This window comes from Afipia birgiae 34632, from assembly GCF_000308295.2.
In the GTDB taxonomy this organism is placed as follows: domain Bacteria; phylum Pseudomonadota; class Alphaproteobacteria; order Rhizobiales; family Xanthobacteraceae; genus Afipia; species Afipia birgiae.
This window is the reverse complement of the sequence record NZ_HG326652.1, coordinates 2,504,103-2,519,190: the sequence shown is the minus strand read 5'-3', so window position 1 is coordinate 2,519,190 and position 15,088 is coordinate 2,504,103. Positions and strand designations below refer to the sequence as shown.

General features: G+C 62.5%; 10 protein-coding genes and 1 pseudogene. 6 read left to right on the top strand and 5 right to left on the bottom strand.

Annotated elements, in window-relative coordinates; translation table 11 throughout:
* Positions 1 to 59: 59 nt before the first annotated feature.
* From BN32_RS11830 to ligA, 3 genes are read left to right on the top strand one after another with little or no spacing between them, the layout of a single operon-like run.
* Positions 60 to 953 carry an outer membrane protein assembly factor BamD gene (locus BN32_RS11830; protein WP_019198408.1) on the top strand — a complete coding sequence of 298 codons (894 nt, stop codon included), beginning with the start codon at positions 60 to 62 and terminating at the stop codon, positions 951 to 953.
* A 28-nt stretch (positions 954 to 981) separates the two neighbouring features.
* A complete protein-coding gene (recN, locus tag BN32_RS11825; RefSeq protein WP_019198407.1) occupies positions 982 to 2,655 on the top strand; it encodes a DNA repair protein RecN in 1,674 nt (557 codons plus the stop codon).
* Between the two features lie 10 nt (positions 2,656 to 2,665).
* A complete protein-coding gene (gene ligA / locus BN32_RS11820; protein WP_019198406.1) occupies positions 2,666 to 4,825 on the top strand; it encodes an NAD-dependent DNA ligase LigA in 2,160 nt (719 codons plus the stop codon).
* A 16-nt stretch (positions 4,826 to 4,841) separates the two neighbouring features.
* Here the strand turns inward: ligA and BN32_RS11815 are convergent, their stop codons facing one another.
* Together BN32_RS11815 and BN32_RS11810 are read right to left on the bottom strand one after the other, a co-directional pair.
* Complete coding sequence (locus tag BN32_RS11815) at positions 4,842 to 6,122, bottom strand: multidrug effflux MFS transporter (protein WP_019198405.1); 1,281 nt, start codon at positions 6,120 to 6,122, stop codon at positions 4,842 to 4,844.
* 60 nt (positions 6,123 to 6,182) lie between these two features.
* Positions 6,183 to 8,018: an aminopeptidase P family protein gene (locus BN32_RS11810; RefSeq protein ID WP_019198404.1), complete on the bottom strand. Its 1,836-nt coding sequence runs from the start codon at positions 8,016 to 8,018 to the stop codon at positions 6,183 to 6,185.
* A 214-nt stretch (positions 8,019 to 8,232) separates the two neighbouring features.
* Between BN32_RS11810 and BN32_RS11805 the strand changes: the two genes are divergently transcribed.
* Positions 8,233 to 8,439, top strand: a complete 207-nt coding sequence (locus BN32_RS11805) for a hypothetical protein (protein WP_040425663.1) — start codon at positions 8,233 to 8,235, stop codon at positions 8,437 to 8,439.
* Positions 8,440 to 8,458: 19 nt separating this feature from the next.
* On the opposite strand, the gene BN32_RS11800 is transcribed toward BN32_RS11805, so the two are convergent.
* The gene (locus tag BN32_RS11800) at positions 8,459 to 9,394 is read right to left on the bottom strand and encodes a 50S ribosomal protein L11 methyltransferase (RefSeq protein WP_019198402.1); all 936 of its coding nucleotides are present in this window, start codon (positions 9,392 to 9,394) and stop codon (positions 8,459 to 8,461) included.
* 172 nt (positions 9,395 to 9,566) lie between these two features.
* Positions 9,567 to 11,167: pseudogene (locus tag BN32_RS11795) on the bottom strand (phytoene desaturase family protein).
* Positions 11,168 to 11,460: 293 nt separating this feature from the next.
* On the opposite strand from BN32_RS11795, the gene BN32_RS11790 reads away from it, so the two are divergent.
* On the top strand, positions 11,461 to 13,734 hold the full coding sequence (locus BN32_RS11790) for a fused MFS/spermidine synthase (RefSeq protein WP_019198401.1): 2,274 nt from the start codon (positions 11,461 to 11,463) through the stop codon (positions 13,732 to 13,734).
* A gap of 8 nt (positions 13,735 to 13,742) precedes the next feature.
* On the opposite strand, the gene BN32_RS11785 is transcribed toward BN32_RS11790, so the two are convergent.
* A complete protein-coding gene (locus tag BN32_RS11785; RefSeq protein ID WP_019198400.1) occupies positions 13,743 to 14,498 on the bottom strand; it encodes a L,D-transpeptidase in 756 nt (251 codons plus the stop codon).
* Between the two features lie 210 nt (positions 14,499 to 14,708).
* Between BN32_RS11785 and BN32_RS11780 the strand changes: the two genes are divergently transcribed.
* On the top strand, positions 14,709 to 15,014 hold the full coding sequence (locus tag BN32_RS11780) for a hypothetical protein (protein ID WP_019198399.1): 306 nt from the start codon (positions 14,709 to 14,711) through the stop codon (positions 15,012 to 15,014).
* The last annotated feature ends 74 nt before the right edge of the window (positions 15,015 to 15,088 follow it).

Genomic DNA, 15,088 nt, shown 5'->3' with positions numbered 1-15,088 from the left:
AACAGGCTGGTCAGCTACCCAAAACCGCGTCGGATTTACATTCAGGTCGGCCCAAACGTATGACGCTCGAACTGCGCAATAGTCCCGACCCGTCCCTGATGAGCCGTATCGGCCGTCAGGCGCGCCTTGCATTCGGTCTGATGATTCTGGCCGTGCCCTTGAGCGGCTGCGGCACCGGCGCGCTATGGGACAAGTATTTCACCAAGGAAGAAACCTTCGTCGATGAGCCGGCGGACAAGCTCTACAACGAGGGCTTGTACCTGATGAACAAGAAGGGTGACCGCAAGTCGGCGATGAAGAAGTTCGAGGAGGTGGATCGCCAGCATCCATATTCCGAATGGGCGCGCAAATCGCTGCTGATGTCGGCTTATGCGGCTTACGAAAACGGCGACTACGACGAGTGCATTTCTTCGGCCAACCGCTACGTCGCGCTTCATCCCGGCAGCCCGGACGCCGCTTATGCGCAGTATCTGATCGCAGCTTCTAATTTCGACCAGATACCGGACATCTCGCGCGATCAGGGCCGCACCGAAAAGTCCATTGCCGCGCTTGAGGAAGTGATCCGCAAGTATCCGACCTCCGAGTACGCCACCAGCGCCAAGCGGAAGATCGAAGCTGCCCGCGACCAGCTCGCGGGCAAGGAAATGAACATCGGCCGCTATTACATGGACAAGAAGGACTACACGGCCGCGATCAACCGCTACAAAGTGGTGGTGACGCAGTACCAGACCACCCGGCACGTTGAAGAAGCACTGGCCCGTCTCACCGAAGCCTATATGGCGATCGGCATTGTCGGCGAGGCCCAGACAGCAGCGGCGGTTCTTGGCCACAACTTTCCTGACAGCCGCTGGTACAAAGACGCCTACAATCTTGTAAAGTCCGGCGGAGTCGAGCCGACCGCCAACAAGGATTCCTGGATGACCCGGGCGTTCAAGAAGGTCGGCCTCGGCTAGCTTCGAAACGCCTCAGGACTAACCTCTTATGCTCGCCCGGCTTTCGATCCGTGACATCGTCCTGATCGAGCGGCTCGATATCGATTTCCTCAAAGGTCTGGCTGTCCTCACCGGTGAAACCGGCGCGGGCAAATCCATCCTGCTTGACGCGTTCGCGCTGGCGCTGGGCGGGCGCGGCGACGCGAGTCTTGTCCGCCACGGCGCGGAGCAGGGCCAGGTGACGGCCGCGTTCGACGTGCCGAAGAAACATCCCGCCAGCGCCATCCTGCGCGAAAACGGTCTGGACGATACCGGCGAGATGATCCTGCGCCGGGTGCAGTTCGCCGACGGCCGCACCCGCGCGTTCCTCAACGATCAGGCGATCAGCGTGCAGACCCTGAAAGCGGTTGGCACGACGCTGGTGGAAATTCATGGCCAGCACGACGAGCGTGCGCTGGTGGATACCGCGACGCACCGGCGGCTGCTCGATGCCTTCGCCGCGCTTGAAAAGGACGTCAGCGCGGTCGAGACGCTGTGGGATGCGCGCCGTAGCGCCCGGGCGGCGCTGGACGAGCATCGCGCCGGGATGGAGCGCGCCGCCCGCGAGGCGGATTATTTGCGCCATGCCTCGGATGAATTGAAGAAACTCAATCCGCAGGACGGCGAGGAGACTTCGCTGGCAGGACGCCGCACGGTGATGATGCAGGGCGAGAAGGTTGCAGAGGATCTGCGGGAGGCGCAGGCCGCAGTCGGTGGACCGCAGTCACCGGTGTCATCGCTTGCCGCCGCCGTGCGCCGGCTGGAACGCCGCGCGGGCGCGGCACCTGCGCTGATCGAGCCCGCCGTGAAGGCGATGGATGCCGCGTTGAACGCGCTAGCCGAGGCGGAGCAGCATCTCGATGCGGCATTGATAGCCGCCGACTTCGATCCGCTCGAACTCGAACGGATCGAGGAGCGGCTGTTTGCGCTGCGCGCAGCGGCGCGAAAATACTCGACGCCGGTCGATGGGCTGGCGGCGCTGGCGCAGCGCTATGCTTCGGACGTCGCGCTGATCGACGCGGGTGCGGATCAGTTGAAGGTTTTGGAAAAGGCGGCATCCTCCGCTGACAAGGCCTACGACGCTGCCGCGCAAAAGCTCTCCACTGCGCGCAACAAGTCGGCCGAGAAGCTGAACAAGGCGGTCAATTCCGAACTCGCGCCGCTCAAGCTGGACCGCGCGAAATTCTCCGCGCAGATCGAGTCCGATCCTGCATCGCCGGGGCCGCAAGGATATGATCGCGTCGAATTCTGGGTGCAGACCAATCCGGGCACAAAACCAGGGCCGCTGATGAAAGTCGCGTCCGGCGGCGAACTCTCACGCTTCCTGCTGGCGCTGAAGGTTGTGCTGTCCGACCGCGGCTCGGCGCCGACACTGGTGTTCGACGAAATCGACACAGGTGTTGGCGGCGCTGTGGCGGACGCGATCGGCGCTCGGCTGGCGCGGCTGGCTGAGAAGGTTCAGGTCATGGCTGTGACCCATGCGCCGCAGGTGGCGGCGCGCGCGGATCAGCATTTGCTGATTTCCAAGGACGCGCTCGACAAGGGCAAGCGCGTGGCCACAAGCGTGGCGACACTGGCCAAGGATCACCGCCGCGAGGAAATCGCGCGGATGCTGGCTGGCGCGGAGATCACCGCCGAAGCGCGCGCGGCAGCGGAACGGCTGCTCAAAGCTGCGACGGCGTGAGTTCGCAGTCATGGCTGTGAAAGCAAAAAAAATCCCCGTTTCCGTCGACAAGCTCACCGAGACCCAGGCCAAGGTCGAACTGGTGCGGCTCGTGCTTGAGATCGAGCGTCATAACGAGGCGTACTATAGCGAGGACGCGCCGAAAATTTCGGACGCGGACTATGATGCCTTGCGTCAGCGCAGCGACGCCATCGAGGCGCGGTTTCCGGGTCTCGTCACGCGGGACTCGCCATCGCAGAAAGTGGGCGCTGCGCCATCGGGCCGCTTCGCCAAGGTACCGCATAGCGTGCCGATGCTCTCGCTCGGCAACGCGTTCAGCGATGAGGACGTTACTGATTTCGTCGATCGCGTGCGGCGTTTCCTGAAACTCGCAGATGGTGACATTCCGGCGATCGTCGCCGAGCCGAAGATCGACGGACTTTCACTGTCGCTGCGCTACGAGGACGGTGAACTGGTGCGCGGCGCGACTCGCGGCGATGGATTTACCGGCGAGGATGTGACCGCGAACGTGCGGACCATGTCGGACATTCCGCACAAGCTGAAGGGCCGCAATATACCAGCCGTCTGCGAAATCCGCGGCGAAGTCTACATGCTGAAAAAGGATTTCCTTGCGCTCAACAAACGGCAGGCGGAAGCCGAGGACACTGTATTCGCCAATCCGCGCAATTCAGCCGCTGGCTCGCTGCGTCAGAAGGATGCGTCGATCACCGCCTCGCGGCCGCTGAAATTCTTCGCCTATGCCTGGGGCGAGATGAGCGCGATGCCGGCGAAGACCCAGTTCAAGATGATCGATTGGATCGGTCATGCGGGTTTCGTCACGAACCCGCTGATCACGTTGTGCGAAGATGTGGAAGGGCTGTTGAAGTTCTACCGCAAGATCGAAACCAGGCGCGCATCACTCGGCTACGACATCGACGGCGTGGTTTACAAGGTCGACCGGCTCGACTGGCAGGAGCGGCTTGGCTTTGTCACCCGCACGCCGCGTTGGGCCATCGCGCACAAGTTCGCCGCCGAACAGGCAACCACGGTTCTCAACGACATCGAAATTCAGGTTGGCCGCACTGGCGCGCTGACCCCGGTGGCGAAACTCGCCCCCGTCACCGTGGGCGGTGTGGTGGTACAGAACGCCACGCTGCACAACGAGGATTACATCAAGGGCATCGGCAACGACGGTCAGCCGATCCGCGAGGGCGTCGATATCCGCATCGGCGACACGGTGGTGATCCAGCGTGCGGGCGATGTCATTCCGCAGATCGTCAGCGTGGTGGTCGACAAGCGACCGAAGACCGCGAAGCCGTATCAGTTTCCGACGGTATGTCCGGCCTGCGGCAGCCACGCCGTGCGGGAAGAGGATCCAAAGACGGGCAGGCCGGATTCGGTGCGCCGCTGCACCAACTCGCTGGCCTGTCCGGCGCAGGCAAAGGAACGGCTGAAGCATTTCGTCGCGCGCAACGCCTTCGATATCGACGGGCTCGGCGACAAGCAGATCGAGGAGTTTTTCGCCGACGGCCTGGTGATGTCGCCGGTTGATATTTTTACCCTGCAGAAGCGCGATGCGCGGTCGCAGAAGAGGCTGGCTGACCGTGAAGGCTTCGGCGCGACGTCGGTACGCAACCTGTTCGCGGCCATCGATGCGCGGCGGACGATTGCGCTGCATCGGTTTATTTTCGCGCTCGGCATCCGTCACGTTGGCGAGGGCAATGCCAAGCTGCTGGCGCGGCACTATGGAACGGTCGAGGCTTTCCGCGCGGCGATGATTGCGGCGGGTGAGGGACCGCAGTCCGAAGCCTATCAGGATTTGAACGCCATCGAGGGCATCGGCACGGTTGTGGCCAACGCTATCGTCGAATTCTTTGCTGAACCGCATAGCGTCAAGGCGGTGGACGATCTGCTCGGCGAGATCGAGGTTCAGCCCGCGGAAAGGGCCAAGACCGACTCGCCCATCGCGGGCAAGATCGTGGTCTTCACCGGCTCGCTGGAAAAATTCACCCGCGACGAGGCCAAGGCGACCGCCGAACGTCTCGGCGCCAAGGCGTCGGGCTCGGTGTCGAAGAAGACCGATTACGTGGTTGCAGGGCCAGGCGCGGGCTCAAAGCTCGCCGAGGCGAACAAGCTCGGCGTCAAGGTGCTGACCGAGGACGAGTGGCTGGCGCTGGTCAGCGGCGCGTAATCGCCGCGCGGCGCCCTCAAAGCAACCCTGTATCTTCCTGGTCGGCCTTGCGCTTCACGTCGGCAGTCAGGACCTTGCGTTGCCGCGGTATCAGAAAGATCATTGTCGCCGCGCAGGCGAGCGACAGAGCAACGATGCAGATCGTGAGCGGGAGCGTGCTCCGGAAGTTGCCACCCAGATACGCGCCGAACTGCGAACACAGCGAACCGAAGCCCATCTGCGCAAACCCCATCAGCCCGGACGCAGTGCCGGCTGCCAGCGGTCTCACGCTGATGGCGCCTGCGGCCGAATGGGACATCACGAACGCGTTTGCGAACATCACCAGCATCTGCGTTCCGAACAGCCAGGCCGGCGTTTGATCGAAACCTATCGCAGCCCAAAGCACGTTCAGCAATGCGCCGCCGATCTGGATGGCGAGGCCGAACCAGATGAGCTGATCGAGCGTGTAACGGTGAGATACGCGGGCGCTGCTCAGGTTGCCGATCAGGAATGCAAATCCGGTGACTGCGAACCACGCGCCGTATTCTGCCGTGGTCCGGCCCATCTGGCTGACGACGAGATAGGGGCCGCCGCCCGCGAACGTGAAGATGATCGACGAGGCAAGCACCTGACACAGCGCGTATCCGATATACGCCCTGCTTGAGAGCAGGGTGCGCGAGTCCTTTATGAAGCCGGGGCGGTCGCCGTCTGCGGCAAGGCGGCGCGTTTCCGGAAGCCCAAACGCGATGATCGCCGTGACGAAGATCGATGCTCCAGCCATGGCGTAGAAGATCGAGCGCCAGCCGAAACTGGTTTCCAGAAGCCCGCCGATGAGGGGGCTGATCAATTGCGCGATCATCATCACGCCGATCACGAGGCTGATCATGCCGCCGACGCGTTCGCGCGGGTAGAGGTCGCGGATGACGGCGCGGCTCATCACCATACCCGCGGCGCCTCCGACGGCTTGCAGGAAACGCCCGGCGATCAGTTGCGGTAGCGTTTGCGCGAAAATACAGACGATGGTCGCTGCCACCATCAGGCCTAGTCCTGAAAGCAGCACGGGGCGCCGCCCGAAGCGATCGGATAGTGGGCCAGTCACCAGCTGCGACATCGCCAGCCCAACCATGAACAGCGAGACGTTGAGCTGCACGGCCGAGACATCGCTTACAAATGTCGTTGCAAGGATCGGAAGCGCCGGTACCAGGATGTAGAGCGAGATCGGTGCAATGCCATTCATCGCAACAAGCAGCAGCAGGATTTTCCACGATCCAGGCGTCGCAACTTTCGCGGCTGCGATCTCTATCTTTTCTTCGGTCACGTTACCCGGACTCTTTTTTTGTATTCAGTGTGCCGCTCTCAACGGGTCATCCCTAGTGGATCATCTCTTATGAGTCATGGGCTCCGTCGCGGCATCGAGCCACACTTTCGTCGCTTCATCGACCAGCGGGCGGATCTCCTCGCGCACCCGGGCGTGATAGTCGTTGAGCCAGCGCAGTTCTTGCTTGCTGATTCGGTCGGCATCGATCAGCCGCCGGTCGATCGGCGCGAGCGTCAGGGTCTCAAACGCGTTCATCGGCTTCTCTGCGCCATCGATAGCTTTCTCAACCACCAGTTCGAGATTCTCGATGCGGATGCCGAAGGCGTTGGTCTTGTAGTAGCCGGGCTCGTTGGACAGGATCATGCCGCGCTTCAGCGGTGTGGTGCCGAGCTTGGAAATTCGCGCCGGCCCTTCGTGCACCGACAGATAGCTGCCGACCCCGTGGCCGGTTCCGTGATCGAAATCGATGCCGGCGTGCCAGAGGAATTGCCGCGCGAAGGCGTCGATCTGCGCGCCGCTGACGCCATCGGGAAACACTGCGCGGGCGATGGCGATGTGTCCACGCAGCACACGCGTAAAACGATCGCGCATTTCGTCGGTCGGCTCGCCGATGGCGATGGTGCGGGTGACGTCGGTGGTGCCGTCCTCGTACTGCGCGCCGGAATCGATCAGCAACAGGTCGCCCGGCGCGACGCGGCGGTTGGATTTACGCGTCACGCGATAATGCACGATGGCGCCGTTCGGGCCGGTGCCGGAAATGGTGGGGAAGGAGACGTCCTTTAGCGCGCCGGTCTCACGACGGAAGGTTTCCAGCGCTTCGACGGCATCGATCTCGGTGAGCTTGCCGGACGGGGCTTCCTGATCGATCCACGCCAGAAACTTTGCCAGCGCTGCGCCGTCGCGCTTGTGTGCCGTGCGGGTCCCGGCGATTTCGGCGTGGTTCTTGACCGCCTTGAGCAGGGCCACCGGATCCGACACGCGCACCGGCTTGCCGCCTTCTGCGGCGATCAAGCGGCTGAGCGCATCGGCGGCAGTTGCGGTGTCGAGGCCGATGGCCGCCTTGGTCTGTGCCAGTTCGGTAAGCCGTGGAATCAGGGCCTCCGGCTCTTCGACGCTCGCGTTCTTTTCGAGGTGATCACGTGCGCTGTTCGAGAGCTTGCGGTGGTCGATGAAAATGGTGGCGCGGCCGTCTTTCGGGACCAGCGCATAGGACAGCGGCAGCGGCGTATGAGCGACGTCCGCGCCGCGAATGTTGAAGGTCCACGCCACGGCGTGGGAATCCGACAACACCAGCGCGTCGATGGTGAGCCTGGCAATTTCCTTGCGGATGCGCGCGAGTTTGTCGGCTTCGCTTTCTCCGGCGAATTGCGCCGGATGAACTTTTACAGCGCCGAGTGGCGGGGTCGGGCGGTCGCTCCAGATCGCATCGACCGGATTGTCATCCACCGCGACCAGCTCCGCACCGGCTTTTTCGCAGGCCTTGGCGAGGCGTTCGGCTGCCGCGGAAGTGTGCAGCCAGGGGTCAAATCCGAGGCGGTCGCCGGGTGCGAGTTGCGCGGTCAGCCAGCTCTCAGGGGGCGGTTCGATCAGGGATTCGACGCTCCAGGCCGCTGTATCAACTTGTTTGGCGGCCTGCAGGGTGTACCGGCCGTCCACGAACACGGCCGCTTTCCCGGTCAGGACAACCGCCAATCCTGCGGAGCCGGTAAATCCTGTGAGCCACGCCAGCCGCTCGTCACAGGGCGGCACATATTCGTTTTGCTGGCTGTCTGCGCGCGGAATCACGAAGCCGGTCAATTGTCTGCGCAGCAATTCCTCGCGGAAGGCCGACAGTCGCGCAGTCAGCGCCACGCCGCCTTCGGGTTCTTCGAATGTCTGGAACTGGGCTTCGAACATCGGTCAACCTTAAGAGGCGGGGGTTGTGGCGGCAATCGGCGGAGCCGGAATGGGCCCGCGACAATTGGGAATGGCACGATCCGTGCTTTGTAATCCTTGGCTACAGGGAAGGCCAATCTGAGGAACCATTTGAGACCACTTATGCTTGAACGGAATGGACCTCGCGGAAATGCGGAGGGGTGTGTTTTTCAACTCAATGGCGAGGGGATAGGGCATGCCAGCTTTTATGTTTGAGAAGATTTCGCCGCCGGCACATCAGGGCAACATTCCGGCGGTTACGATCAAGGAGCCGCGCGGCGTCATTGTTCAGATGCTCGACCGTTTGACGGAAAGCCGGCTGCAGCGCGAGGCGCGGCGTGCGAGGTTTGAAGCAGGCTATACCGAAGCCGACATCACGCCCCACCGGATGAAGCGGGAGTAAGCCCGAGAACGATGCGCGCCTAGCGCCGTTGCATCAAGAGGCTGCTCCAGCCTTCAATCTGGATTCGCTTGAGCAGCTTCACGCCCGCACCGCTATAGGCGGCGACCACGCTGTTCGCCTGATGCGGCAGCAACCCTGACAGAATGACAAAGGCCTGCGGCGCCAGATGCGCCGCCAACGCGGGCGCAAGCTGCCGCAGCGGGTTGGCGAGAATATTGGCCAGCACCAGCCCGAACGGGCCGTTGGCGGCAAAATGCGGCGACTGAAATCCGGTCGCGTGGACGGCTTGGACCAGATTTCCGACGCCATTGAGATGCGCGTTCTCGCGCGCCACGACCACTGAACGTGGATCGATGTCGCTTGCCAGCACGCGCCGCCGGAGCGCCTTGGCGGCGGCGATGGCAAGGACTCCGGTCCCTGAGCCGAGGTCAAGGACACGCTTGGGTGTGCGCTGGTGCAGCACCTGATCGAGCAGCAGGAGGCAGCCGCGCGTGGTGCCGTGATGGCCGGTGCCGAAGGCCAGCGCGGCCTCAATCTCGATGCCAAGTTTATTGACCGGGACCCGGTCCCGATCATGGCTGCCGTGGACGACAAAACGTCCGGCGCTGACCGGCACGAGATCGGCGAGGCTGGCCTTCACCCAGTCCTTGGTTTCGACCTTGCTGAACACGATGGATCTAGCCGCCGCTTCCCCCGCCGTATCGGTCACCAGCGCACGGATGACGTCTTCGTCCGGGGCCTCGGCGAAATGCATCGTAACGTCCCAGCGTCCACCGGGCGCCTCGAACGCCGCAATCGCCAGGTCGTGGCTCGGATAGCTTTCGGTGATGATATCCACAACGCGGCTGGCCGTGCGCTCATCGCCGATGGCGAAGGTGGCTTGGGTCGCGGGCGAGGGGGGCGGTAAATTCACTGGCTGGTCCAAATGGCTGAAATCGCTGACTGCATCGCCCATTTCCCCACAGCCTGTCCACAGGTTACTGACTGGTTGGACACCAGTTCTTCACAGTTTGTTAACTGCGGTTTTCCACTTGTTAGTGAAGCTTTAACCAAACGAAAATCCACAGATTATCCACAGGATTATCCACAGCTCCTCAACAGCCGTTCGTGGCCGTTTCGCTTTCGGTTCAGGTGAAGATTCCCTGATGATCCTTGAGAATAATCTGCGCCGCATTGTGGCCCGGGGCGCCGGTGACGCCGCCGCCGGGATGCGCGCCGGAACCACAGTGATAGAGCCCCTTGAGCGGCCCGCGATACCCCGCATGACCCAGCATCGGCCGCGCCGAAAACAACTGGTTGAGCGACAGGGCGCCATGGAAAATGTCGCCTCCGAGCAGTCCGAAATCGCGCTCGAGATCGAGCGGCGACAGCACCTGCCGCCCGATGACACTGCGGGCGAACCCCGGCGCGTAGCGATCCACGGTGGCGATCATCAGGTCCGCAACCTCGTCACGATGGTCGTCCCATGAGCGGCCGTCCGGCAGTTGCGGAGCGACGTGCTGGCAGAACAGGCTGGCGACATGCCGGCCCGGCGGCGCCAGCGAGTCGTCGAGGGTGGAGGGGATCAGGACTTCGATCACCGGCGCGCGGCTCCAGCCGTGCTCGCGGGCATCGAGCCAGGCGCGGTCCATGTAGCCGAGGCTGGGCGCCAGGATGATCCCCGCGGTTAGGTGATCACCTTCCCCGGTAGTGCCTTGAACGACGGCAGCGCCGACAGGGCGACGTTCATCCGGAAGGTGCCGGACCCGTTGCGCCAGTTCGTGATGCGGTCGAGGAAGGGTTTTGGCAGTGCGTCCGCCGGGATCAGTTGCGTGTAGAGCAGTTTCGGATTGACGCTGGAGACGACGAAGCGCGCGCGCACCGACTCGCCGTTGTCGAGAACGGCTCCGGCGGCCCGGTCGCCGTCGATGATGACTTCGCGCACACCAGCACCCGTCTCGATCTCCGCGCCATGGGCACGGGCTGCGGCTGCCATTGCCTGCGTGATTGCACCCATCCCTCCAATGGCATGGCCCCACAACCCCTTCCGGCCGTTCACTTCGCCGAACGCATGATGAAGCATGACGTAGGCCGAGCCTGCCGCGTAGGGGCTGGCATAGTTGCCGACGATGGCGTCGAAGCCGAACAGGGCCTTGACCAGATCGCTTTCAAAGACGTCGTCGAGCATATCGCCGGCGGATCGCGTGAACAGGTCAAGCAAGGTACGCTGGCTCTCCAGCGTCAGCCCGCGCAGGATATTGCCGCTCGCCAACGCGTTGAACGCCTCGCGCATGGCGTGAAGGCCAAACCCTTCGACCACGTTCGGCGGTGCGCGCAGCACGAACTTGCGCAGCACATCCGCGATCGTCTCCAGTTCGCGGTTGAAATCGTCGATCGCCAGCGCGTCGCGCTCGCTGAACTTCGCGATCGATTGATGCGTCCGGCCGTCACCGGTCAGCAGGTAGCGGCCGTCCGGTGCCGGCAGGAAATTCTGCGCGCGGCGCTCCACGATCCGCAGGCCGTGGTGATGCAGGCCGAGATCCGCGATCACCTTCGGGTTGAGCAGGCTCACCGTGTAGGCGGCTACCGAATTGCGGAACCCCGGATGAAACTCTTCGGTCACGGCCGCGCCGCCGATCACCCTGCGGCGATCAACCACCTTCACGCGCAGGCCACGCATTGCGAGATAGGCCGCGCAGGTCAGGCCGTTATGGCCTGCGCCGACAATGAGTGCATCGTAATCTGACATGACCCAGTCATAATCGCGGGTAGCGTCACGCGCGAGTGATTTCTGTCACGCGCATGTTATTGCTCGCCTTTGGCCGCTATGCTCCACTCCGCTAGTGATCCGATTCTGACATTCGTATTATATCTTTCGCGGGCATCTTTTACGAATGTCAGAATCGAAGGATCACTAAAATCATAATTTGCTAGTGTCCTTTCGAATCCGACGTTCGCGCGGAAGGTGCCGCAAAGCCAAGCGAACGTCGGATTCGGGACACTAGCCTCCGGTAATTTGCCGGAATCTATTCCGGAGCTTCCATGATTTCAGTGCCGTCTGATACCGCGAGCCAGTCCGGCGCGAGAAACATACTTGTGCTGGTGGTCTATACCGCTGCGATCTTCACCAGTGCGTTGCTGCTGTTTTCGGTGCAGCCGCTGTTCACGAAGATGGTGCTGCCGCGGCTCGGCGGCTCGCCGGCGGTGTGGTCGGTGGCGATGGTGTTCTTCCAGTCGCTGCTGCTCGGCGGTTACGCCTACGCCCACTACCTGATGACGCTGAAAAGCCGCACTGCTCCCGTGGTCATCCATCTCGTGCTGCTGACTGCCGCGCTGCTCACATTGCCGCTGTCGATTGCCAGCGGGTGGGGCGAGCCACCCGCAAGCGGCTATGCGTTCTGGCTGCTCGGCCTGTTTGCGGTTTCGATCGGCCTCCCGTTTTTTGCGCTCGCCGCCAACAATCCGATGCTGCAGGCGTGGTTCGTCCGTACCGGGCATCCCGACGGTCCCGATCCGTATTTTCTTTATGCGTCTTCGAACATTGGAAGCTTCCTCGCGCTGCTGTCCTATCCGGTGCTGCTCGAGCCGATGTTCTCGCTGCGGACCCAGAACCTGATCTGGACCAGCGGTTACGCATTGCTGATCGTTCTGATCGCGGCATGCGGCGTAATGCTGTTGCGCTCGCCGCCGATGACCGTTGAAGCAATCAGTGTCGGCGAGGGCGATGCGCCGGCGCCAGCGTGGATGATGCGGCTGCGCTGGATTTTCCTTGCGGCGGTGCCGTCCGGTCTGCTGATCGCGGTGACCGCGCATATCTCGACCGACGTTGCGGCAGCACCGCTGCTGTGGGTGTTGCCGTTGTCGCTGTACCTGTTGACATGGGTGCTGGTGTTCCAGTCGCGGCCGCTGCTGCCGCATCGCCTCATGTTGATGCTGCAGCCGTTCGCCATTGCTGGTGTCATGTTGCTGCTTGTGGTCGGCGGCGAACAGAACCTGCTGGCGACGCTCGGCGGTCATCTGGTGTGTTTCTTCGTTATCGCCATGGCCTGTCACGGCGAACTCGCGCGGACGCGGCCTGCCGCGCGCCATCTCACCGGTTTTTATGTTGCATTGTCGTTCGGCGGCATGGTCGGCGGCTTGTTCGCGGGCCTGATTGCGCCTTACACATTCTCGTGGATCGCGGAGTACCCGATCCTGCTGGCGCTGGCGGCGCTTTGTCGCCCAGCGGGGACATCCGCAGTTCGCGGCGGATTCGGACTCTGGCTGGTTGCGGTCGTCGCCGGACTTGTCCTTATCGGGCTTGCTTACCGACAGGGATCTGTCACTTCCTTCCTGGAAGCCAAGAGGATTTGGATGGTCGCAGGCTTCGCCTGCGTCATGATGGTGCTGGCGGTGTTGTGGAGAATCGATCGCTGGAGCATGGCGGTGCTCGTTGTGCTTGGGTTGATTCTGATCCGCGTCTACCCCGCCGACGAGGGCCGCGTGGAAACGGTGCGCAGCTTCTTCGGCGTTCATAAGATCGTGGTGACCTCGAACGGCCGGTATCATGTGCTGATGCATGGCACGACGATCCACGGCGCGGAAAGGTTCCTGAATGACGACGGCACACCGATCAAGGGGCGCCCCGAGCCGATCACCTACTATCAGGACAATGGCGGTATCGGCCGCGCCATTGCGGCGATCCGCGAACGCAAGGGCGGCCCGATCCGCGTCGCGGTGATCGGTCTCGGCGCTGGCACGCTCGCCTGCCAGTCGAAGCCGGGCGAAGAATGGAAATTTTTCGAGATCGATCAGACCATGGTCGATACCGCGCGCGATCCGAAGTATTTCACTTTCGTGAGTGCCTGCGAACCCAATATGAAGCCGGTGATCGGCGACGCGCGGCTCACCTTCGCCAAGGAGAAGGATGGGGCTTACGATCTGATCATCGTCGATGCCTATTCGTCGGATGCAATTCCGATCCACCTCGCGACTGAAGAGGCGATGGCCATCTACAAAGAGAAGCTTGCGCCGCAGGGCGCGGTGCTGATGCATGTCTCCAACCGCCACCTCGAACTGGCAAGCGTGGTCGTCGGGATCGCCGAGGAGAATGACCTGAAGAGCTGGGTCTTTAACGAGGATTCCGGACGCGACAACGAATACATTTTCACGACTGAGGTCGTGATCTCGGCCCGCGAGGAAGCCGACGTCGGCAAGATATCGTCGGACGAAAAGTGGGTGCTAAAGGAGGCCACTGAAGGCCAGCGGGTCTGGACCGACGATTATTCCAACGTGCTCGGCGCGGTGTGGCGGCGGCTCAGAACTCCGGACGAGTAACCAGGGCGTCAATCCGCGTAGTAGTAATAGCCGCCGCGCGGTGATTGATACCTCGGCCGCGGCTGGTAACCGTAGCCATAACCGTTCTGATAGCCGTAGCTGTTCTGATAAATGCGACGCTGCATCGGGCCTGCGTCGGCGGCTCCGTAGTAAGCTTGGTCCTGCGCATAAGTCTGATCGCGGTAGACGCGATCCTGCGAGAACTGGCGCGAACGCGTGTTGGCGTTGAGGTCCTCGCCATATCCGGTCTGCGGCGCGATCTGCACCGGCTCGCCGATCCCGTCAGCATCGCCACGCGCAACGGTGGTGCGTGTCCTGGGATTCCGCGCGAGTGCAACCCGCGACGATCCTGTCAGGGTGACGGTGGTGTTGAGCAGGCCCTCGGTCTTGACCAGATCCCACAGCTTCAGCGCGTTGGCGCGCGACAGCCGCACGCAGCCATGCGAGGCGGGGCTGCCGAGACGTCCGACGGCGTCGGTGCCGTGAATGGCATGGCCTTGCTTGGTGAAGAAGATCGCATTCGGCATCGGAGCTTCATCGAATTCCTTCGAATAGTGATCCTCCTCCATGCGAAAGGTCTTGAAGCTGCCGTTCGGCGTTTCGTGCGAGGGATTGCCGCTGGAGACAGGCCACGTGTAGCGCGTCGCGCCATCGACCGAGACGGTCATCTGCTGCGTGTCTTTGTTGACCAGGATGGAGACCGCAGCCTGCGCGCTGCCGTAGAGCAGCATCAAACCGGTCACCGAAATCAGTATTGCACGCATGACACTCGCCTCGTCTCTGCCCTTCGCTCTCAATAAAGCATGGAAAGCGGCCGTTTTAACAGCGTCTTCGTCTTAAGGTTGATGGAGGCGGCCATACAGTTTCGTGAACGGTGCTTGTTTGTGACGTGTTTTCGCCAAACTTGACGCAACCTTCTCCGTGCCGGGACGTTACAGAAGGTGACGATAAGAGGCTTATGGAGATTTCCCGTAATGAAGACTGAGGCCCTGTTCAGATCCACCGCGGCGTACCGCCGCTTCACGTTTGTCGCGGCGGCGCTGGCTGTCCTGGCGTTGCCGGTCGCGGCGCATGCGCAAGGCGTCATCAGAGGCATGGAAGGCGGCGCGGCGGAAGGCTCCTACCGGGGCAACCGCGCGGCAGGGCCGGTCGGTGGTGCTGTCGGCGGGGCAGTCGGAGCCGGTGTCGGCGGCGTCGTCGGAGGCGTGAACGGTGTGCTCGGCATCGACAACCGCCGCAGCTACCGTCATCGTCATTACCGCCACAAGCACTATCGCTAACCAGCCGGCGGCAGACATTCAAATCGCGTATCCTGAAACGGATGCGCCACTTTTGTCGTTGTGCGGGTGGGTAG

What these genes read in the sequence shown, in the direction of transcription:
- BN32_RS11805 (WP_040425663.1), top strand. Translation starts at nt 8,233, where the DNA reads ATGCCAGCTTTTATGTTTGAGAAGATTTCGCCGCCGGCACATCAGGGC.
- BN32_RS11785 (WP_019198400.1), bottom strand. Translation starts at nt 14,498, where the DNA reads ATGCGTGCAATACTGATTTCGGTGACCGGTTTGATGCTGCTCTACGGC.
- BN32_RS11810 (WP_019198404.1), bottom strand. Translation starts at nt 8,018, where the DNA reads ATGTTCGAAGCCCAGTTCCAGACATTCGAAGAACCCGAAGGCGGCGTG.
- BN32_RS11800 (WP_019198402.1), bottom strand. Translation starts at nt 9,394, where the DNA reads ATGGGCGATGCAGTCAGCGATTTCAGCCATTTGGACCAGCCAGTGAAT.
- ligA (WP_019198406.1), top strand. Translation starts at nt 2,666, where the DNA reads ATGGCTGTGAAAGCAAAAAAAATCCCCGTTTCCGTCGACAAGCTCACC.
- BN32_RS11780 (WP_019198399.1), top strand. Translation starts at nt 14,709, where the DNA reads ATGAAGACTGAGGCCCTGTTCAGATCCACCGCGGCGTACCGCCGCTTC.
- BN32_RS11790 (WP_019198401.1), top strand. Translation starts at nt 11,461, where the DNA reads ATGATTTCAGTGCCGTCTGATACCGCGAGCCAGTCCGGCGCGAGAAAC.
- recN (WP_019198407.1), top strand. Translation starts at nt 982, where the DNA reads ATGCTCGCCCGGCTTTCGATCCGTGACATCGTCCTGATCGAGCGGCTC.
- BN32_RS11830 (WP_019198408.1), top strand. Translation starts at nt 60, where the DNA reads ATGACGCTCGAACTGCGCAATAGTCCCGACCCGTCCCTGATGAGCCGT.